The sequence below is a fragment of the Ectothiorhodospira mobilis genome (assembly GCF_900114895.1).
GTDB classification, from domain to species: domain Bacteria; phylum Pseudomonadota; class Gammaproteobacteria; order Ectothiorhodospirales; family Ectothiorhodospiraceae; genus Ectothiorhodospira; species Ectothiorhodospira mobilis_A.
Genome location: NZ_FOUO01000003.1, coordinates 185,910 through 205,128 on the forward strand (window position 1 = coordinate 185,910; position 19,219 = coordinate 205,128).

The following is a 19,219-nucleotide window of genomic DNA, read 5'->3' on the forward strand; positions in this document are numbered from 1 at the left end:
ATGGCATACCGAGCCCGCAACGAGGGCACACCTATTGAGCATGGACCCTGGAGCGGCCTACATCGATCCATGGGCGGCGGCCGCAGCGGCCAAGGACCGGCAGTGGATGGCCCGGGCGCTGGAGCGGGCCCGCCAGTCCGCCGCCGAGGGGGAGGTGCCCGTGGGCGCGGTGATCTGCCGCGACGGGCGGATCCTGGGGGAGGGGCGCAACCGCCCCATCGCCCTGGCCGATCCCACCGCCCATGCCGAGATCCTGGCCCTGCGGGCGGCCGGGCGCGCCGAGGGCAACTACCGCCTGCCCGGCAGCACCCTCTACGTCACCCTGGAGCCGTGCAGTATGTGCCTTGGTGCCATGGTGCACGCCCGGGTGGAGCGTCTGGTCTTCGGGGCCCCGGATCCCAAGACCGGGGCCGTGGGCGGCTGCGTGGACCTCACCCATATGCCCATCCATCACCACCGCATCGCCGTTCAGGGCGGCCTCATGGCGGAGGAATGCGGCACCCTGCTGCGGGACTTCTTCCGCGCCCGCCGCGCCCGCTCATAGGGTTGGCGGCAGGATCTCCAGCAGGGCCGTCCCCTTGGCCCCTTCCCGTCCTGGGCGGGAAGGGGTGACCTCCCGCCCAGGACGGGCAAACCAGCTGATGATGTCATAAAAGCTGCGGATGTTCTGCACATACTGCACCGGTTCCCACCCCCGGGCATAGCCATGGCGTGTGTCCTGATACCACTGGCGCTGGCTGAGCAGCGGCAGGTGTTCCATGACGTCGATCCAGCGATCCGGATCCTTGCCCTGGGCCTCGGTGATGCGCCTTGCATCCTCCAGGTGACCCAGGCCCACGTTGTAGGCCGCCAGGGCCATCCAGGTGCGGTCCGGTTCGCGGATGTCCGCCGGCAGACGCCGGCGCAGGCTCATCAGATATTCCGCCCCCCCCATCACCGAGGCCCTGGGATCGGTGCGGTCCGATACACCCACCTGTCCTGCCGTGGCCCGCGTGAGCATCATGAGACCGCGCACCCCCGTGCGCGAAACCGCCTCCGGATTCCAGTGGGATTCCTGATAGCTGATGGCCGCCAGCAGGCGCCAGTCCACCCCATAGTTTCGTCCGGCCTCACGGAACAGGGGCTCCAGCTCCGGCAGACGTTCCCGCACCCGCTGCATGAAGGTGAGCAGGCCCGGATAGTCCAGTACGTCCACGTGGCCGAAGTGGCGCTCCCGGATCTGCTGCAAACGGCCGTTGGCCGCCAGGCGTTCGAAGAAGCGCTCCGCCGACTCCACCAGGGAGGTGTCCCGGCCCGGGGGGAAGGCCCAGGCGATGAAGCGGGGCTCGGAGAGCTCCATGGCCACCCGAAGCTCCGGGAAGAACCGCCGCACCGAGGCCAGTTCCTTGGAATCGGCCACGGTCAAGTCCAATCTCCCTTCGGCCACGCGGCGCAGCATTTCATCCGGGCTCACGTGCGCAACCGATTCCCAGTCCAGCCAGGGATGCTGCCGGGCCAATCGGCGCAAGGTCTCCTCGTGGCTGCTGCCGGCCACCACCGCGATGTGCCTGCCCCGTAGGTCCTGGATCGACTCCGGCCGTGACGACCCATTGCGGTAGACCAGTTCCTCGGTCACCTGCTGATAATGGGGTCCGAAACGCACCCGCCCCAGCCGCTCCTGGGTGACACTGATGCCCGCAGCCGCCAGATCCACCCGCCCGTTCTGCGTCAGGGAGAGGATGGCCTCGAAGCGCTCCGGCACCACCCAGCGCACCTGCACCCCCAGGTGGTTGGCGAAGGCCTTCACCAGGTCGTGTTCGAAGCCGCTGCCCCCTTCCCCCGAGGGCTGGAAGGTGGTGGTGCCGATGCGCGTGGCCACCACCAGTTCCCCCCGGTGCTTCACCCGCTCCAGGTGGGTCATGGGCCGGATGAGCACGAACATCAGTGTGATCACCAGCACCAGGAAGAAGGCCAGGATCTCGAGGCGCTGGGTTACGGTCGGGTGCGGTCGTCGGCGTTTCAAGGGCTTAAAACGGTGCTGGTTCTGGTCTATAATGCCAGACTTCCCTGGCTAAGGCATGGCCCATCCTGCACGAGCGCACCCCCAGGATCGCGGAAGGGAAGAACAGCAAGCCCCCAGGAGAGGTGCCGGAGCGGTCGAACGGGGCGGTCTCGAAAACCGTTGTACGCGCAAGCGTACCGAGGGTTCGAATCCCTCCCTCTCCGCCATATACCCAACAGACTCATTTGGTTGGAATCGGGATGGGTATCCGTCCGCCCATGTGATCGACGGCCTTGAAATGCCCGTGGCCCATCCTGCCGGCCCGACAGGATAACGCCCCGGTGGCTTCGGCTTCCGGGGCGTTTTACTTTGTGTGCAGGGCTTGGGACTGGCACTGGTCTTTACACTCAACGTCGAACCCGGATTGGGCCATGGGCACCCCTCAGCAGCAGGCCTCCTCCACCCAGTCCAGCAGGGCCAGGGCGTCCTCGTCGTCGCAGTCCTCGAACAGTTCCCGGATGGTGTTGACGTGGGCGTGGATCAGGAAGAGGTCATCGGGGGCGGGGCCCGAGGCGGGTTGGCGTTTGCCCAGGAAGTAGTCCCAGAAGGGGGATCGTCGGGCCGGGTCGGCGGTGTGGTGTTGGATCCGCTCCATGACGCGGCGGGCGTTGCCGTCGCAGTCCAGGTCCTTGAAGCTGATGTAGCGGGCTTGGATGGCGTCGGGATCAAGGTCGGGCCGGCTCACGGGGGGCTCCTGGGTGCAGGGTTTCGCAAGAAAATGCAAGGAGCGGGCCAGTTTGCGGTGAGCGCCCAACTGACTGAATGTTAAAGGTATTTCTGGTCGGTGGGGCAGGGGAATGCGGGGATTGTGGGGAAGGCGACAGGGATCGTGGGGGATTGGCCCCCGGCGGCCCGGTATGGGACGTGTGCCCTGGATGACTGCATTTGTGATCCCAGCGCGCTGCGCTCTCAGGCGGGTTGAATTCAGGGCACGCGGCTCAGGCCCCTCTGGCCCGCTTGAAACCCTCCACCACGGCCAGCACCAGCGCTCCGGCCACCAGGCCCGTCGCGGCGTTGGCCGCGCCCACGGCGGTGATGCCGATAAGGCCATCCAGACCGTGGGTGAGGTCCTCGACCCGGTGGTGCAGGAAGGGGAGGCCGTGGACCAGGATGCCACCACCCACCAGGAACATGGCGGCCATGCCCACCACCGATATCAGCCGCATGATCTTGGGGGCGATGTAGAGGATCCCCTCTCCCGCCTTCTGCTTGAACCGACCCCAAGGGGTTTCCCCGGAACGCCGCATCAGGGCCAGGCCGGCATCGTCGAATTTCACGATGCCCGCCACCAGGCCATAGACCCCGACGGTGGCCGCCAGGGCAACCAGGGAGACCACCAGGGTCTGGGTCCCGATGCCGGCATCCTGGGTCGCCCCCAGGGCGATGACGATGATCTCTGCGGAGAGGATGAAGTCGGTACGGATGGCGCCGCGGATCTGTTCCCCCTCGGCGGCGCGCATGTCCACCGATGCGTCCCGGGCCGCCCGGGTCAGTTCCTGGTGGTGGGCCTCTTCTTCCTCGGCGTCGTGCAGCCATTTGTGGCTGATCTTCTCGAAGCCCTCGAAGCAGAGGAACAGGCCCCCGGCCATCAGCAGGGGCGTGATCAGCCAGGGGATGAAGGCGCTGATGAGCAATGCCGCCGGCACCAGCATCAGCTTGTTGAGAAGCGAACCCTTGGCCACCGCCCAGACTACCGGCAGCTCGCGTTGGGCTTGTACGCCGCTGACCTGCTGGGCATTGAGGGCCAGGTCGTCCCCCAGTACCCCGGCGGTGTTCTTGGCGGCGACCTTGGAGTAGACGGCCACGTCGTCCAGCAGGGTGGCGATGTCGTCCAGCAGTGCAAGAAGTCCGGCGGCGGCCATGGGCGGTATCCTTCCGAATCAGTCTTGTGGGCCGTGATGGCCCACGGGGTGTACGGTCCGATATGGGTCAAGGGGCGGGTGGCGCACGCTGGCCACCCCTTTTGCTGTCCTCCAGACGGTGGGGTTGGATCCGGTTCCCCTCACAGGCGGCGGATCTTCTCCAGCTGGCCCTCCAGTTCCCGCAGGCTGGCGGTGAGTTCCGCCACGCGGGCCCGTTCCTTGTCCACCACCTGGGCCGGGGCCCGTTCCACGAAGCTGGGGTTGTCCAGGCGTCCCCGGCACTGGTCCAGGTTCTTCTGCGCCTTGGCCACCTCTTTCTCCAGACGGGTAATCTCGGCGTCCTTGTCGATGAGCCCCGCCAGGGGGATGAGCAGGCGCATCTCGCCCACCAGGGCCAGGGCGGATTCGGGTTCCTCGCCGCCCGGTTCCAGCCAGGTGATGGATTCCGGTTTGCCCAGGAAGTCGATGAAGCCCCGGTTGGCCTCCAGGCGGGCCTGGTCGTTGGCGCTCCACTGGCTGAGGACCACGGGCACGGGCCGCCCCGGGGGGATGTCCATCTCGGCGCGGATGCGGCGCATGCCCAGGATGAACTGCTTGACCCATTCGATCTCCCGCTCCGCTTCGGCATCCTGCTGGGCCTGATCAGGCGTGGGGTAGGGCCGGTGCATGACGGTCTCGCCCTCGCTTCCCGCCAGGGGGGCCACCTGGCGCCAGATGGCCTCGGTGATGAAGGGCATGATGGGATGCAACAGGCGTAGCAGGGTCTCCAGCACCTGCACCAGGGTGTGGCGCGTGCCGCGGCGGGCGGCCTCGCTGCTGGCCTCGCCGGTGAGCACCGGTTTGCTCAGTTCCAGGTACCAGTCGCAGTAGTCGTGCCAGGTGAAGTCGTACAGGGCGCGGGCGGCCAGGTCGAAGCGGTAGGTGTCCAGGTGGCGACGGGTGTCGTGGATGACCGTCTGCAGGCGGGAGCGGATCCAGCGGTCCGCCAGGGAATAGGCGTGCTCGCCGCCGTCCAGGCCGGTGTCCTGACCCTCGGTGTTCATGAGCACGTAGCGGGCGGCGTTCCAGAGCTTGTTGCAGAAGTTGCGGTAGCCCTCGATGCGCCCCAGGTCGAACTTGATGTCCCGGCCGCTGGTGGCCAGGGCCGCCAGGGTGAAGCGCAGGGCATCGGTGCCGAAGGCGGGGATGCCGTCGGGGAACTGCTTCTTGGTGGCCTTGGCGATGCGCTTTTCCATCTGCGGCTGCATGAGGCCGTGGGTACGCTTGGCCAGCAGGTCGTCCAGGGTGATGCCGTCGATGAGGTCGATGGGGTCCAGCACGTTGCCCTTTGACTTGGACATCTTCTGGCCCTCGGCGTCGCGGATCAGGCCGGTGACGTAGACCTCGCGGAAGGGGACGTCGTCCATGAACTTCAGGCCCATCATGATCATGCGGGCCACCCAGAAGAAGATGATGTCAAAACCGGTGACCAGCACCGAGGTGGGGTAGAAGGTGTCCAGTTCCGGGATCTTGTCCGGCCAGCCCAGGGTGGAGAAGGGCCACAGGGCGGAGCTGAACCAGGTGTCCAGTACGTCCGGGTCCTGGGTCAGGCGCACATCCTCCTGGAGATGGTACTTGCGGCGGGCCTCATCCTCGTCCCGGGCCACGTAGAGGTTGCCGGCGTCGTCGTACCAGGCGGGGATGCGGTGGCCCCACCAGATCTGGCGGGAGATGCACCAGTCCTCGATGTTGCGCATCCATTCGAAGTAGGTCTTGCTCCAGTTCTCCGGCACGAAGCGGATGCGGCCGTCCTCCACCGCCTGGATGGCGGGGCCGGCCAGGGGGCCCACCTTGACGTACCACTGGTCGGTGAGGAAGGGTTCGATGACGGCGCCGCTGCGGTCCCCCCGGGGGACCATGAGCTTGTGGTCATCGACGCGCTCCAGCAGGCCCTGGGCGTCCAGGTCGGCGACGATGCGCTCGCGGGCCTCGTAGCGGTCCAGCCCCCGGTAGGCCTCGGGGGCCTCGTCGTTGAGCCGGGCGTCGATGGTGAAGAGGTTGATCATGGGCAGGTCATGGCGGCTGCCCACGGCATAGTCGTTGAAGTCGTGGGCCGGGGTGATCTTGACGCAGCCGGAGCCGAATTCCGGGTCCACGTAGTCGTCGGCGATCACCGGGATGCGCCGGCCGGTGAGGGGGAGTTCCACCTCCCGGCCGATGAGATGGCGGTAACGCTCGTCCTGCGGATGCACCGCCACGGCGGTGTCCCCCAGCATCGTTTCCGGGCGGGTGGTGGCCACCACCAGATGGCCGGAGCCGTCGGCCAGGGGGTAGCGCATGTGCCAGAGCTTGCCCTGCTCCTCCTCGGAGAGCACCTCCAGGTCGGAGACGGCGGTGTGCAGCACCGGGTCCCAGTTCACCAGGCGCTTGCCACGATAGATGAGCCCCTCGTCATAGAGGCGTACGAAGACCTCGGTCACCGCCCGGGACAGGCCCTCGTCCATGGTGAAGCGCTCCCGGCTCCAGTCCACGGAGGTGCCCAGGCGGCGCATCTGTTGCTGGATCTGGTGGCCGGATTGTTCACGCCATTCCCATACCTTCTCCAGAAAGACCTCGCGCCCCAGTTCGTGGCGGCTGCGCCCCTCCCGGGCCAGCTGGCGCTCCACCACCATCTGGGTGGCGATGCCCGCGTGGTCGGTGCCCCCCTGCCAGAGGGTGTTGTCGCCGCACATGCGGTGGTAGCGCACCAGGGTATCCATGAGGGTGTCCTGGAAGGCGTGCCCCATGTGCAGGGTGCCGGTGACGTTGGGCGGCGGCAGCAGGATGCAGTAGGGGCTCCCTTCCCCCGCGGGCGCGAACCAGCCTCGGTTCTCCCATTCCTGATAGATGGATTGCTCGATGGCGCGGGGGTCGTAGGTCTTTTGCATGGGTTCGTGGTGTCGAATGGGAGCGAAAGTGGCGGATTATATTAAGCTTTTTCGGTCTATCTGCCCACCAGGGCCAATCCCGGGGTCAAAGGCGGTGGTGATGCATCTCGCAGCCCCGTTGGCGGTAGCTGCGAAAGCGCTCCCGGCCGGGGTCGCGCACCTGGGGGTCGTCGTTGATCACCTCCGCCACCCGCTCCAGCCCCGGGGGCAGGTCGGGGGCGGGGTGGGCCAGGTTCACCAGTACCCGGGTGGTGGACGGCGGCGGATCTTCATGGCCGAGGGTGACCGGCAATGAGGGGTCCTGCGGGTCGGTGCCGTGGGGGATGAAGGCGTCGTCCCGGAAGGTCCATAGCAACTCGTCCAGGAAGCGGGACTCCCCGGCGGAGGCGGTGCGCACATGCACCCGGTGGCCGAGGCCGTAGGCCTTGTGCACCAGGCGGCAGACGGTGAGCAGGCGCTGGCGCGGGTCGTCCCCCGGGATGACGTAGAAGTCGACCCGGGGCATGGGCTCAGGCCGCGCCACGGGCGGGGGACCCGTGACCGCGGGCAGGGGCCCGAAGCGGGGCGCCGGCGGCCATGCTCAGTCCCCCAGGCGGTTGAACAGGAACTGCATCACCAGCGGCACCGGGCGGCCGGTGGCCCCCTTCTCCTTGCCGCTCTTCCAGGCCACGCCGGCGATGTCCAGGTGGGCCCACTTGTATTTCTTGGTGAAGCGGGAGAGGAAGCAGGCGGCGGTGATGGTGCCGGCGGGACGGCCGCCGATGTTGGCCATGTCGGCGAAATTGCTCTTGAGCTGCTCCTGGTATTCGTCCCACAGGGGCAGTTCCCAGGCCCGGTCCAGGGTCTCCTGGCCGGCGCTGAGCAATTCCTTCACCAGGGCGGTATCGTTGCCCAGCACGGCGCTGGCCTGGTGGCCCAGGGCGATGATGCAGGCCCCGGTGAGGGTGGCCATGTCCACCACCGCCGCCGGTTCCAGGCGCTCCACGTAGGTGAGGGCGTCGCAGAGCACCAGGCGGCCCTCGGCATCGGTGTTGAGGATCTCCACGGTCTGGCCGGAGAGGGTCTGGATGATGTCCCCGGGGCGGGTGGCGCGGCCGTCGGGCATGTTCTCGGCGGCGGCGATCACCCCCACCACGTTCAGGGGCAGCTGGAGTTCGGCGCAGGCCTTCATGACCCCCAGCACGGCGGCGGCACCGCCCATGTCGTATTTCATCTCATCCATGGCCTCGCCGGGCTTGAGGGAGATGCCGCCGCTGTCGAAGGTGATGCCCTTGCCCACCAGCACCACGGGTTTGTCCCCCTTGGCGCCGCCCCGGTGCTGCAGGACGATGAACCGCGGGGGCTGTTCCGAGCCCCGGCCCACGGCCAGCAGGGCCCCCATGCCCTCCTTCTCCATGGCCTCCTCGTCAAGCACCTCCAGCTTGAGGTCCTTGCTGGCCTTCTTCAGGGCCTTGGCCTCTTCCGCCAGGTGCACGGGGGTGCAGACGTTGCCCGGGCGGTTGGCCAGGTCCCGGGCCAGGCCCATGCCGGCGGCGGTGGCCCGGGCGCGGGCCACCGCCCGTTCACCGAGGGCCACCTGGTCTTCGTCACCGGCCTCCAGGATCATGTGCTTGAGGGCGGGTCGGGGCCGTTTCTTGCCCGTGCGGAACTCGTCGAAGCGGTAGAGCCCGTCCTCCACGGCAAGCACCGTCTGGAAGGCCTTCCAGGGGAGATCGCGGCCCTTCACCGGCAGCTCCGTGAGGGTGTTGTGCGCGCGCTCGGCGCCGCTTTGCAGCAGGGCCCGGGTCATGGCGGCGGTGGCCTCGCGGAAGGGAACCTGGCCGAATTCCTTCTCCTTGCCCAGGCCCACCAGCAGGACCCTTTCGGCCACCGTGCCGGGGAGGTGGTGCAGCCAGAGGGTCTGACCCCGTTCCCCGTCCATGTCGCCGCGCTTGAGCAGGGCGGTGAGGGCGCCGTCGGTGGCCCGGTCCACGGCCTTGGCGGCGGCGGAGAGCTTGCGTCGCTCGAATACGCCCGCGACGATACAGGGGCTGGGCTGGGTGCCGGGAATGCCGCTTTGGACTGAGAATTCCATGCCGTTCCTCGATCGCTGTCGGTGACGGCTCAGTTTAGAGAAAATACCCCCTTTCCACCAACACAGACCGCGCGGCGGTGACCCCGAGGTGACCTTGAAGGTTCTGGACCGATACCTGATGCGGGAGATGCTGGCCACCCAGGGGGCGGTGATCCTGGTGCTCGTGCTCATCATCCTGGGCGGTATGCTGGCGCGCCTGCTGCAGGAGGTGACCGAGGGGCGTATCCCGGCGGATGTGCTGCCGCCAATCCTGCTGCTGGGCACCCTCAATGCCCTCATCCTGCTGCTGCCGGTGTCCCTGTTCCTGGCGGTGATGCTCACCCTGGGGCGTTTGTACAAGGACAGCGAGATGGCCGCCCTCATGGCCTGCGGCGTGGGCTACGGCGGGCTCTACCGCCCGGTGCTGCTGGTGAGCCTGCCGCTGGCCGGGATCCTGTTGGCGCTGTCCCTCACCGTGGGGCCCTGGAGCAAGCTCCAGGTGGACGAGATCCGCGCCGAATCAGCGCAACGTTCCGACCTGGTGGGGGTGACCCCCGGGCGCTTCCTGGAGACGGGCATCGGCGGTACGGTGTTCTTCGTGGAGTCCTTCTCCGAGGACCGGGAGGTGATGCACAACGTCTTCATCCAGCGCCGCCAGGAGGGGGAGACCCAGGTGATGGTGGCCCGCAGCGCCCGTCAGGAGGTGGATGCGGTGAGCGGGCAGCGCTTCCTCGTGCTCAAGGACGGGATGCGCTACGACGGCAGCCCCGGGGATCGGGATTTTCGCATCATCCGTTTCGCCACCCACGGGGTGCGCATGCCGGACCCCGGCGCGGCGCGGGTGCGCAACCGCACGGATAACGTGCCCACGGCCCGGCTCTGGGGGAGCGAACGCGTGGATTACCGTGCCGAGTTGCAGTGGCGCCTGTCGGTGCCGGTATCCCTGTTGCTGCTGGCGCTGCTGGCCCCGCCCCTGGCCCACACCGCGCCGCGCAAGGGGCGTTTCGCCCGCCTCGCCCTGGGGGTGGGGGTGTATGTGGTGTATGCCCAGATGCAGATCCTGGCCAAGGAGTGGTTCGCCGACGGCCAGTTGCCCGCCTGGCTGGGGATGTGGTGGGTGCACCTGGCGCTGGCCCTGTTGGCCGTGCTGCTGCTGATGCAGCGCCAGGGGGTGTTCCGGCCCCGGGGGCGAACCCGCCGGGAGGCGGTGGCATGAGGATCCTGCGCCTGTATCTCATCCGCCAGGTCATCGGCGGCACCCTGCTGGCCCTGGCGGTGCTCACCGCCCTGGATGTGGGGTTTGCCTTCGTCGGTGAGATCGAGGACGTGGGGGAGGGCAGCTATGGCTGGGTCCAGGCCCTGGTGTTCACCGCCCTGACCATCCCCGGACGGGTGTATGAACTCTTCCCCACCGGCGTGCTCATCGGCGCCCTGCTGAGCCTGGGGACCCTGGCGGAGAACAGCGAACTCACGGCCATGCGCGCCGCCGGGCTGCCGGTGCGCCGTATCGCCGGGGCCGTGCTGCAGGCCGGGGGGGTGCTCATGGTGGTGGCCCTGTTGCTGGGGGAGGTGGTGGCCCCGGCCAGCGAGCGTCAGGCCCAGGGCATGCGCACCTTCGCCCATTCCGAGCGCATCCAGGTGGGGGGCACCGGGCTCTGGGCCCGGGAGGGGAACGATTATCTCAACGTGCAGGTGATCATGCCCGGGCTGCGGCTGCACGATGTCCGCGTCTACCGTTTCGACGAGGGGCGTCATCTCACCGAGATGGTCCATGCGGAGTCGGCCCGCTACACGGACGGCACCTGGCGGATGCGGGGGGTCACCCGCAGCCGCATCGCCCTGGAGGGGGTGGAGGTGGAGCGCACCGCCGAGGAGTCCTGGGAACGCCTGCTGGCCCCGGAGCTGTTCGACGTGGTGGTGGTGGAGCCGCAGCAGATGTCCGCCTGGACCCTGTGGCGCTACATCACCTATCTGCGGGATAACAGCCTGGACGCCGCCCCCTATGAGCTGGCCTTCTGGAGCCGCTTCACCACGCCCCTGTCCAGCCTGGTGATGCTGCTGCTGGCGCTGCCCTTCGTGTTCGGCTCCCTGCGCTCCGGGGGGGCGGGGCAGCGCCTGTTCATCGGTATCCTCGTGGGGGTGGGCTTCCACCTGCTCAACCGCATGCTCAACCACATGGGGCTGGTCTACGGCCTGCCGCCCCTGTTGAGCGCGGCGCTGCCCATGGTGCTGTTCCTGGCGGTCGCCGTGGTGGCCCTGCGCCGGGTGCGCTAGGCCTTCAGATCCCCCCCGAGCGGTCGGGCCCCAGGCGGATCAGGCGGGTGCCGGAGAGCAGATCGTGGAGCATGAGCTTTTGCGGGTGCAGCACCGTCCAGACCAGGCCCGCCAAGACCACCGCGCCCACCCCGGCTGCCATGGGCACCTGGCCCGTGTTCCAGAGCCGGATCCCCCAAAGGACCAGCACCCACTGGGCCAGGGCCACGGTGAAGCGGCTCAGGGATTGCAGCCAGGTGACCGCCCCTCCGGAGCGGGACACCAGGCGCACGCGCCAGGTCTGCATGGGCAGACTGATGCCGCCGTGGGTCCAGAACCAGCCGTAGTAGAGGAAGGCCGACAGGCCCACCAGGAGGACGTAGGCGGGATACCAGGGGTGTTCCGGGGTGATGCCCCCGAAGATACTCACCCCCAGGGTGACCAGCAGCAGCACGGCCAGGACCATGATACCGTCGTAGGCCATGCAGCCCAGGCGGCGCAGCAGGCCCACGGGGGCGGGTTGGGATCCGGTGGTGGAGTCGTTCATGGGGACATCGGGGAATGATAAGGGGCCTGCATTATACGCCCCTGTCCCTGGGCCCGGCCAAGGGGGCAATCTCCCCGCCTGACACCCGCGGCGCATGGGGCCTATACTGGATCTGCCTGCGCGGGACGCCGGGCGGGGCGCAGCAACGGGAGGCCAGTCCATGAGCACGGAAAACAACGGCAGACGCCACTTTCACCGCGTCCGTTTCGACGGCCGCGCCTTTCTCACCTTCGAGGGCGGCGACGAGTTGCCGGTGGAATTGCTGGACCTCTCCCTCCAGGGGGCCCTGGTGCGTACGCTGGAGCCCCTCGCCGAGGACCGCCGCTCCACCTACGGCTATCTGCGGGTACCCCTGAATCCCGACTTTCACATCCTGCTGATGATCCAGGTGGTGCGCATGGATGGCCACGACCTGGGGCTGCGGGTGACCCAGATGGATCTGGAGAGCGCGCAGCACCTGCGCCGCATCGTGGAGCTGAACCTGGGGGATCCGGAACTGCTCAACCGCGACCTGGCGGCCCTGGTGAATGCATGATGCCGACACCGCCCATGGCGATGAAACCGTTCCCCGGGGTCCGGGGTCCAATCCAGGCATGACGAACGCTGCGGGGCCCGCATCATGAATCTCGGCCGCCGATCCCCCATCCCGCGCATCCTCCCCTGGCTGCTGGCCCTGCTGGCGGGCCTGGCGCTGGCCTTTGCCGTCCAGGCCCGGGATGGAGGGGAGCGCATGGGCTTGATGCTGGAGGTGGACGGGGCCATCGGCCCGGCCACCAGCGATTATTTCCTGCGGGGCCTGGAGGCCGCCCGGGAGATGGACGCGGAACTGGTGTTGGTGCGCCTGGACACCCCCGGCGGCCTGGACAGCGCCATGCGGGACATGATCCAGGGCATCCTCGCCTCCCCGGTGCCGGTGGTCACCTATGTGGCCCCCTCCGGGGCGCGGGCCGCCAGCGCCGGGACCTATCTCCTCTACGCCAGCCATGTGGCGGCCATGGCGCCGGCCACCAACCTGGGCTCGGCCACGCCGGTGCAGATCGGCGGGGGCGGGCTGCCCGGGATGCCCGAGGGCGGCCGGGACGAGGCACCCCAGGGCGATGGCCAAACACCATCCCCTGAGGCCTCCAAAGGCGATGCCCCGGACACAGCGGGGCAGGACGAGAACGAGACCGGGCCACCCGCACCCCGCCGCGGCGAGACCGCCATGGAGCGCAAGGTCCTGGAGGACGCCGTGGCCTACATCCGCGGCCTGGCGGAGCTGCGCGGGCGCAATGCCGACTGGGCCGAGGACGCGGTACGCGAGGCGGTGAGCCTGGGGGCCACCCAGGCCCTGGAGCAGGGGGTCATCGACCGGGTGGCGGACAGCACCGGGGATCTCCTGCGCCAGATCGACGGCCTGACGGTGCGCCTGGACCGGGGGGAGCGCACCCTGGACACCCAGGGGCTACAACTGGTGCAGCGGACCCCCGACTGGCGCACCCGCCTGCTGGCGGTCCTCACCAACCCCAACGTGGCCTACATCCTCATGCTGGTGGGGATCTACGGCATCATCTTCGAACTGGCCAATCCCGGCAGCATCTTCCCCGGTGTGGTGGGGACCATCAGCCTGATCCTGGCCCTGTACGCCTTCCAGGTGCTGCCCATCAACTACGCCGGGCTGGCGTTGATCCTCGTCGGGGTGGTGCTCATGATCGCCGAGGCCTTCGTCCCCAGCCTGGGCATTCTTGGATTCGGCGGGGTGGCCGCCTTTGTCTTCGGCTCCATCATCCTGGTGGACGAGGGCAACCTGGGCATCTCCATCCCCCTCATCGGCGGCACTGCCCTGGTGTCGGCCCTGTTCTTCGTCTGGGTGCTGGGCCGCTTCTTCCAGATGCGCCGGCGCCATGTCACCACCGGCCGGGAGGAGATGATCGGCGCCGTGGGCACCGCCCTGAAGGACTTTTCCGGGGGCAGCGGACGCATCCGGGTACACGGCGAATCCTGGCTGGCCCGCAGCGACGCCCCCGTCGCCCGGGGCGACAGCGTGCGGGTGACGGCCATGGACGGTCTCACCCTCACGGTGGAGCCCGCCCGTGAAACCGGAACCCCGAAAGGAGCCGCATCATGATCCTCGCACTGGTGGTACCCCTGGCCCTGGTATTGGGCCTGCTCGTCCTGTCCATCCGCGTGCTGCGGGAATACGAGCGCGGTGTCGTCTTCTTCCTCGGCCGTTTCCAGGCGGTGAAGGGCCCGGGGCTGATCCTGGTGATCCCGGTCATCCAGCAGATGGTGCGGGTGGACCTGCGGCTCATCACCCTGGACGTCCCCAGCCAGGACGTGATCTCCCAGGACAACGTCACGGTGCGGGTCAACGCCGTGCTCTACTTCCGGGTGGTGGATCCGGAGAAGGCCATCATCCAGGTGGAGGACTACTACAACGCCACCAGCCAGCTGGCCCAGACCACCCTGCGTTCGGTGCTGGGCAAGCACGACCTGGACGAGATGCTCTCAGAGCGGGACCGGCTCAACGACGACATCCAGTCCATCCTGGACAGCCAGACCGACAGCTGGGGCATCAAGGTGGCCAACGTGGAGATCAAACACGTGGACCTGGACGACACCATGATCCGCGCCATCGCCCGCCAGGCGGAGGCGGAGCGGGAACGCCGCGCCAAGGTGATCCACGCCGAGGGGGAGCTGCAGGCGGCGGCCAAGCTCACCGAGGCGGCGGATGTCCTCTCCGGCAGCCCCCAGGCCCTGCAGCTGCGCTATCTGCAGACCATGAGCGACATGACCAACAAGAACGCCTCCACGGTGATCTTCCCCTTCCCCTTCGACCTCATGGGGGCCTTCACCGGCGCCGCCGGGGCGGGGCGCAAGGCGCCCCCGCGGGACGTTGCCGGTGAACGCACCGGCGGGGGCGGGGCATGACGCGGGAGGCCCCGCTGATCGACCGTTTCCTGGACGCCCTGTGGATGGAGCAGGGGCTGAGCGATCACACCCTGGCGGCCTACCGCGCGGACCTGAAGGGGCTGGACCGCTGGCTGGAGGGGCAGGGGGTGGCCCTGGAGGCGGCGGACCGGTCCCGGCTCCTGGCCTATCTGGCCCAGCGCATGGAGCAGGGGGCGCGGCCCCGCACCATGGCGCGGCTGCTCTCCACCCTGCGCCGTTTCTATGGCCACCTGGCGCAACAGGGCATGATCCCCGAGGACCCCACGGCCCGCATCGACGCGCCGCGCCTGGGGCGGCCGCTGCCTGATGCCCTTACCGAGGCGGAGGTGGAGGGCCTGCTCCGGGCCCCGGACCCGGAGGACGACCTGGGGCTGCGGGACCGGGCCATGCTGGAGGTGCTCTACGCCACCGGCCTGCGGGTCTCCGAACTGGTGGGGCTGCGCCTGGGGCAGACGAACCTGCGCCACGGCGTGGTGCGCACCCTGGGCAAGGGGGGCAAGGAACGCCTGGTGCCCCTGGGGGAGGAGGCCGTGGACTGGCTGGAGGCCTATCTGGACACGGCACGTCCGGCCCTGCTGCGGGGCCGCGGTCAATGCGAGGCGGTGTTCGTCACCCGCCGGGGCGAGGCCATGACGCGCCAGGCCTTCTGGTACGCCATCCGCCGCCACGCCGCCACCGCCGGCATCCGCAAGCACCTCTCCCCCCACACCCTGCGCCATGCCTTTGCCACCCACCTGCTCAACCACGGGGCCGACCTGCGCGTGGTGCAGATGTTGCTGGGGCATGCCAGCCTCTCCACCACCCAGATCTACACCCACGTGGCCCGCGAGCGGCTCAAGTCCCTGCACGCGGAACACCACCCCCGGGGCTGACCCGGGTATCCTGCCATCCACCCCTGATCCAGTGAGTCGAGTGCATGTACAGAACCATCCCGATCCTTGTGTCTCTCTGTCTGACCCTCCTGCCCCTCACGGCGCCCGCCGAGGAGGACGGGACCATCGCCGCCCTGCGCGAGCGGGTGGCCGAACTGGTCCCCGACACCAAGCCCAGTGACATCCGCGAGACGCCGGTGGCCGGGCTCTACCAGGTGCGTTTCGGGGCCCGCCTGTTCTACATCACGGCGGACGGGGAACATGTCCTGGAGGGCACCCTCGTGGAGGTGGACACGGGACGCAACCTCACCGAGGCCGCCCGTGCCGTGGGCCGGCGCGAGCTGCTGGCGCAGATGGATGAGAAGGACATGGTGGTCTATCCGGCCAAGGGGGAGGAGAAGCACGAGATCACGGTGTTCACCGATGTGGAGTGCCCCTACTGCCGTCGCCTCCACGACGAGGTGGAGGCCCTGAACGAGGCGGGGGTGACGGTGCGTTATCTCATGTTCCCCCGCTCCGGGCAGGGCTCGCCGGGCTACGACAAGATGGTCCGGGTCTGGTGTGCCGACGACCCGGCGGCGGCCTTCAACCGGGCCAAGGCGGACAAGCCGGTGAAGGCCGAGGCATGCGAGACCCCGGTGCGCGAGCACATGACCCTGGGGCACAGGATGGGGGTGCGGGGCACCCCGGCCATCCTCCTGGAGGGCGGTGAGATGCTCCCGGGGTACCGCCCGGCGGAGCGGATCCTCCAGGCCCTGGAGCAGGCCGGGACCTGAGGACGGCCGCCTCGGGGTGCCCCACCGGGCGCCCCGTCCCGGGCTTCAGAACAACAGGGCCATCATCTTGCGGCGGTATTCGTTCACCAGCGGGTGATGGGCCCCCAGGAGCTCGAAGGCGGCGAGCAGGCCCTTGTGGCCCGCGTCATCGCCGTAGCGGCGGTGCTTCTTCATCAGCCGCATGAGCAGTTCCAGGCCCCCGGCCGGGTCCCCCTGCAGCAGGCGGACGGCCCCCAGGCGGTGCAGGGCCTCGGGATCGTCCGGATCCTGCTCCAGACGCGCCTCCAGGGCCGGCCATTCCTGCGGGTCCCCGGCGGCCCGGGCAAAATGCAGTTCCGACTCGATCCGTTTCACGTCCTCCCGCTGGTGCAGGTCCATGGGCAGGCTCTTCACCAGCGCCTCCGCCTCATCGGCCCGCCCCAGCTGGAGCAGGGCCCGGGCCTGCTCGATCTTGATCTCCTCCTTCTCCGGCCGTGCCCGGCGGGCGGCCTCGAACTGCTCCACGGCGGTGTGGGCGTCCCCCTGCTCCAGGGCCTCGCGCCCGGCGCGCAGGGCATCGGATTCGGGGCCGGGCAGATGGCGTTCCAGCAATTCGCGTACCGCCGACTCCGGCTGCACACCCATGAACTGGTCCGCCACCTCCCCGTCCCGGAAGAGCATCACCGTGGGCAGGCTGCGCACCCCGTACTCCATGGCCAGTTCCTGCTCCTGGTCGGTGTTCACCTTGGCCAGGAGGAAGCCCCCGGCGTACTCCTCCGCCAGCTTCGACAGGATGGGGATCAGCATCTGGCAGGGCTGGCACCAATCCGCCCAGAAGTCCACCAGGACGGGCCGGTTGTGGGACTCCTGGAGCACCAGGGAAGGGAACTGATCGCGGGAGACCTCAACGATGTGGGGAGATGTACTCATCGGGAATGACCTTGTCGTGAATGTCGGGTGAATCGGTTTGGCAATGGGGTCTTTCGGGATTCATTGTCGGGACGGCCGGCGCCGTCTTCAAGGCCGTCCCACTTGTGGTTTGCGGGGAGGTTGCATACAGTAGCCGCGCCTTTTCCACCGGACCATCACCCGCCCATGGGCGCCTCATCCGATTACACCGCCTCCGATATCGAGGTCCTCTCCGGCCTGGACCCGGTGCGCAAGCGCCCGGGGATGTACACCGACACCACCCGGCCCAACCACCTGGCCCAGGAGGTGATCGACAACGCCGTGGACGAGGCCATCGCCGGCCACGCCGACCGCATCGACGTGGTGCTCCATGACGATGGCGCCCTGTCCGTGGCCGACAACGGCCGGGGCATGCCGGTGGACCCCCATCCCCGGGAGAAGCATCCCGGGGTGGAGGTGATCCTGGGGACGCTGCACGCCGGGGGCAAGTTCTCCCAGAAGAGCTACCGCTTCTCCGGCGGGCTTCATGGTGTGGGGGTGTCGGTGGTCAACGCCCTGTCGGAGCACCTGGAGGTGCGCATCCGCCGCGACGGGCACGAATACCGCATGACCTTCGCCGACGGCCACCGTCAGAGCGAGCTAGAGGTCATCGGGGAGGTGGGCCGGCGCAATACCGGCACCACGCTGCGCTTTCGTCCCAATGCCTCCTATTTCGACACCCCCCGTTTCTCCGTGCCCCGGCTCAAGCACATCCTGCGGGCCAAGGCGGTGCTCTGCCCGGGCCTGGCGGTCTCCTTCCGGGACGAGAACAGCGGCGAGCAGTGTAACTGGTGCTACGAGGCCGGGCTGCGGGATTACCTGGTGGAGGCCCTGGACGGGGCCGCCCGCGAGCCGGAGGAGCCCTTCATGGGCAGCGTCAGCGGCGAGACGGATGCCGTGGACTGGGCCGTGGTCTGGCTGCCCGAGGGGGGCGAGCCGGTGGCCGAGAGCTACGTGAACCTGATCCCCACGACCCAGGGGGGCACCCACGTGAACGGCCTGCGCACCGGGCTCACCGATGCCGTGCGCGAGTTCTGCGAGTTCCGCAGTCTGGTGCCCCGGGGCGTGCGCATCACCCCGGAGGACGTCTGGGACGGGGTGGCCTACATCCTCTCCTTCAAGATGCTGGACCCGCAGTTCGCGGGCCAGACCAAGGAACGCCTCTCCTCCCGGGAGGCGGCGCCGTTCATCTCCGGCGTGGTCAAGGACGCCTTCAGCCTCTGGCTGAACCAGCATCCCGGCGCCGGGGAGCGCATCGCCGAACTGGCCATCGCCAGCGCCCAGAGGCGCCTGCGGGCCGGCCGCAAGGTGGTGCGCAAGAAGGTGACCCAGGGGCCCACCCTGCCGGGCAAGCTGGCGGACTGCGCCGCCCAGGACCTGGCGCGCACGGAGCTGTTCCTGGTGGAGGGGGACTCCGCTGGCGGTTCGGCCAAGCAGGCCCGGGACCGGGACTTCCAGGCCATCATGCCGCTGCGGGGCAAGATCCTGAATGCCTGGGAGGTGGACCCGGATCAGGTGCTGGGCTCCCAGGAGATCCACGACATCAGCGTCGCCATCGGCGTCCATCCCGGGGCAGCGGACCTGGAGGGTCTGCGCTACGGCAAGGTCTGCATCCTGGCGGACGCCGACTCCGACGGCCTGCACATCGCCACGCTGCTGTGCGCCCTGTTCGTGCGCCACTTCCGCCCCCTGGTGCAGCAGGGGCGGGTGTTCGTGGCCATGCCGCCGCTGTTTCGCATCGACGTGGGCAAGGAGGTGCACTACGCCCTGGACGAGGAGGAGAAGGCCGGCATCCTGCAGCGCATCCAGGCGGAGAAGAAAAAGGGCAAGGTGGCCGTCACCCGCTTCAAGGGCCTGGGGGAGATGAACCCCATCCAGCTGCGGGAGACCACCATGGCCCCGGACACCCGCCGCCTGGTGCAACTGACCCTGGACGACGGCGACGACACCGGGAAGCTTTTGGACATGCTCCTGGCCAAGAAGCGGGCCGCCGACCGGCGCGCCTGGCTGGAGTCCAAGGGGCACCTGGCCGAGGTTACCTGAACCATTCC

17 protein-coding genes and 1 tRNA gene are annotated in these 19,219 nt (G+C 68.7%); 10 read left to right on the forward strand and 8 right to left on the reverse strand.

Annotated features, from left to right (window positions below; all coding sequences use genetic code 11):
• The first annotated feature begins 40 nt into the window (after window positions 1-40).
• Window positions 41-544: a tRNA adenosine(34) deaminase TadA gene (gene tadA / locus BM214_RS03775; RefSeq protein ID WP_090483868.1), complete on the forward strand. Its 504-nt coding sequence runs from the start codon at window positions 41-43 to the stop codon at window positions 542-544.
• Here the strand turns inward: tadA and mltF are convergent.
• Entirely contained in the window at window positions 539-2,002 is a 1,464-nt protein-coding gene (mltF, locus tag BM214_RS03780; RefSeq protein ID WP_244887828.1) for a membrane-bound lytic murein transglycosylase MltF, read from the reverse strand. The genes tadA and mltF overlap by 6 nt on opposite strands.
• 116 nt (window positions 2,003-2,118) lie before the next feature.
• On the opposite strand from mltF, the gene BM214_RS03785 reads away from it, so the two are divergent.
• Window positions 2,119-2,208 (forward strand) — tRNA-Ser (locus BM214_RS03785).
• A 215-nt stretch (window positions 2,209-2,423) separates the two neighbouring features.
• On the opposite strand, the gene cowN is transcribed toward BM214_RS03785, so the two are convergent.
• From cowN to BM214_RS03810, 5 genes are all read right to left on the reverse strand, one after another.
• On the reverse strand, window positions 2,424-2,726 hold the full coding sequence (gene cowN, locus BM214_RS12565; protein WP_090483869.1) for a N(2)-fixation sustaining protein CowN: 303 nt from the start codon (window positions 2,724-2,726) through the stop codon (window positions 2,424-2,426).
• A 253-nt stretch (window positions 2,727-2,979) separates the two neighbouring features.
• Window positions 2,980-3,903 (reverse strand): DUF808 domain-containing protein, encoded by a 924-nt coding sequence (locus tag BM214_RS03795; RefSeq protein ID WP_090483870.1) that lies wholly within the window; start codon window positions 3,901-3,903, stop codon window positions 2,980-2,982.
• Between the two features lie 140 nt (window positions 3,904-4,043).
• Window positions 4,044-6,809, reverse strand: coding sequence for a valine--tRNA ligase (locus BM214_RS03800; protein ID WP_090483871.1), 2,766 nt, complete (start codon window positions 6,807-6,809; stop codon window positions 4,044-4,046).
• A gap of 85 nt (window positions 6,810-6,894) precedes the next feature.
• Window positions 6,895-7,314, reverse strand: coding sequence for a DNA polymerase III subunit chi (locus BM214_RS03805; protein WP_090483872.1), 420 nt, complete (start codon window positions 7,312-7,314; stop codon window positions 6,895-6,897).
• Window positions 7,315-7,389: 75 nt separating this feature from the next.
• Complete coding sequence (locus BM214_RS03810; protein ID WP_090483873.1) at window positions 7,390-8,883, reverse strand: leucyl aminopeptidase; 1,494 nt, start codon at window positions 8,881-8,883, stop codon at window positions 7,390-7,392.
• Window positions 8,884-8,971: 88 nt separating this feature from the next.
• Here BM214_RS03810 and lptF point away from each other — a divergent pair, with 88 nt between their 5' ends.
• Window positions 8,972-10,078 carry an LPS export ABC transporter permease LptF gene (lptF, locus tag BM214_RS03815; protein ID WP_090483874.1) on the forward strand — a complete coding sequence of 369 codons (1,107 nt, stop codon included), beginning with the start codon at window positions 8,972-8,974 and terminating at the stop codon, window positions 10,076-10,078.
• Window positions 10,075-11,136, forward strand: coding sequence for an LPS export ABC transporter permease LptG (gene lptG / locus BM214_RS03820; RefSeq protein WP_090483875.1), 1,062 nt, complete (start codon window positions 10,075-10,077; stop codon window positions 11,134-11,136). The genes lptF and lptG overlap by 4 nt, the downstream gene beginning before the upstream one ends.
• Window positions 11,137-11,140: 4 nt before the next feature.
• Here lptG and BM214_RS03825 read toward each other — a convergent pair whose 3' ends face one another.
• Window positions 11,141-11,662: an RDD family protein gene (locus BM214_RS03825; RefSeq protein ID WP_177217571.1), complete on the reverse strand. Its 522-nt coding sequence runs from the start codon at window positions 11,660-11,662 to the stop codon at window positions 11,141-11,143.
• Window positions 11,663-11,822: 160 nt separating this feature from the next.
• Here BM214_RS03825 and BM214_RS03830 point away from each other — a divergent pair, with 160 nt between their 5' ends.
• The 5 genes from BM214_RS03830 (at window position 11,823) to BM214_RS03850 (ending at window position 16,241) form a co-directional block, all read left to right on the forward strand.
• On the forward strand, window positions 11,823-12,197 hold the full coding sequence (locus tag BM214_RS03830; protein WP_090483877.1) for a PilZ domain-containing protein: 375 nt from the start codon (window positions 11,823-11,825) through the stop codon (window positions 12,195-12,197).
• Window positions 12,198-12,281: 84 nt separating this feature from the next.
• Window positions 12,282-13,769: an NfeD family protein gene (locus BM214_RS03835; RefSeq protein ID WP_090483878.1), complete on the forward strand. Its 1,488-nt coding sequence runs from the start codon at window positions 12,282-12,284 to the stop codon at window positions 13,767-13,769.
• Complete coding sequence (locus BM214_RS03840; protein WP_090483879.1) at window positions 13,766-14,572, forward strand: slipin family protein; 807 nt, start codon at window positions 13,766-13,768, stop codon at window positions 14,570-14,572. The genes BM214_RS03835 and BM214_RS03840 overlap by 4 nt, the downstream gene beginning before the upstream one ends.
• Complete coding sequence (xerD, locus tag BM214_RS03845) at window positions 14,569-15,465, forward strand: site-specific tyrosine recombinase XerD (RefSeq protein WP_090483880.1); 897 nt, start codon at window positions 14,569-14,571, stop codon at window positions 15,463-15,465. Before BM214_RS03840 ends, xerD begins: the two co-directional genes overlap by 4 nt.
• A gap of 44 nt (window positions 15,466-15,509) precedes the next feature.
• Window positions 15,510-16,241 carry a DsbC family protein gene (locus tag BM214_RS03850; RefSeq protein WP_090483881.1) on the forward strand — a complete coding sequence of 244 codons (732 nt, stop codon included), beginning with the start codon at window positions 15,510-15,512 and terminating at the stop codon, window positions 16,239-16,241.
• Window positions 16,242-16,286: 45 nt separating this feature from the next.
• On the opposite strand, the gene trxA is transcribed toward BM214_RS03850, so the two are convergent.
• A complete protein-coding gene (gene trxA / locus BM214_RS03855; RefSeq protein WP_090483882.1) occupies window positions 16,287-17,150 on the reverse strand; it encodes a thioredoxin in 864 nt (287 codons plus the stop codon).
• A gap of 165 nt (window positions 17,151-17,315) precedes the next feature.
• Between trxA and parE the strand changes: the two genes are divergently transcribed.
• Window positions 17,316-19,211 carry a DNA topoisomerase IV subunit B gene (gene parE / locus BM214_RS03860; protein WP_090483883.1) on the forward strand — a complete coding sequence of 632 codons (1,896 nt, stop codon included), beginning with the start codon at window positions 17,316-17,318 and terminating at the stop codon, window positions 19,209-19,211.
• Window positions 19,212-19,219 lie beyond the last annotated feature (8 nt).

Bases quoted from the DNA above. Each gene is read 5' to 3' on its own strand.
- tadA (WP_090483868.1), top strand. From the start codon at position 41: ATGGACCCTGGAGCGGCCTACATCGATCCATGGGCGGCGGCCGCAGCG.
- BM214_RS03795 (WP_090483870.1), bottom strand. From the start codon at position 3,903: ATGGCCGCCGCCGGACTTCTTGCACTGCTGGACGACATCGCCACCCTG.
- BM214_RS03800 (WP_090483871.1), bottom strand. From the start codon at position 6,809: ATGCAAAAGACCTACGACCCCCGCGCCATCGAGCAATCCATCTATCAG.
- BM214_RS03805 (WP_090483872.1), bottom strand. From the start codon at position 7,314: ATGCCCCGGGTCGACTTCTACGTCATCCCGGGGGACGACCCGCGCCAG.
- BM214_RS03810 (WP_090483873.1), bottom strand. From the start codon at position 8,883: ATGGAATTCTCAGTCCAAAGCGGCATTCCCGGCACCCAGCCCAGCCCC.
- lptG (WP_090483875.1), top strand. From the start codon at position 10,075: ATGAGGATCCTGCGCCTGTATCTCATCCGCCAGGTCATCGGCGGCACC.
- BM214_RS03825 (WP_177217571.1), bottom strand. From the start codon at position 11,662: ATGAACGACTCCACCACCGGATCCCAACCCGCCCCCGTGGGCCTGCTG.
- BM214_RS03830 (WP_090483877.1), top strand. From the start codon at position 11,823: ATGAGCACGGAAAACAACGGCAGACGCCACTTTCACCGCGTCCGTTTC.
- BM214_RS03835 (WP_090483878.1), top strand. From the start codon at position 12,282: ATGAATCTCGGCCGCCGATCCCCCATCCCGCGCATCCTCCCCTGGCTG.
- BM214_RS03840 (WP_090483879.1), top strand. From the start codon at position 13,766: ATGATCCTCGCACTGGTGGTACCCCTGGCCCTGGTATTGGGCCTGCTC.
- xerD (WP_090483880.1), top strand. From the start codon at position 14,569: ATGACGCGGGAGGCCCCGCTGATCGACCGTTTCCTGGACGCCCTGTGG.
- BM214_RS03850 (WP_090483881.1), top strand. From the start codon at position 15,510: ATGTACAGAACCATCCCGATCCTTGTGTCTCTCTGTCTGACCCTCCTG.
- trxA (WP_090483882.1), bottom strand. From the start codon at position 17,150: ATGAGTACATCTCCCCACATCGTTGAGGTCTCCCGCGATCAGTTCCCT.
- parE (WP_090483883.1), top strand. From the start codon at position 17,316: ATGGGCGCCTCATCCGATTACACCGCCTCCGATATCGAGGTCCTCTCC.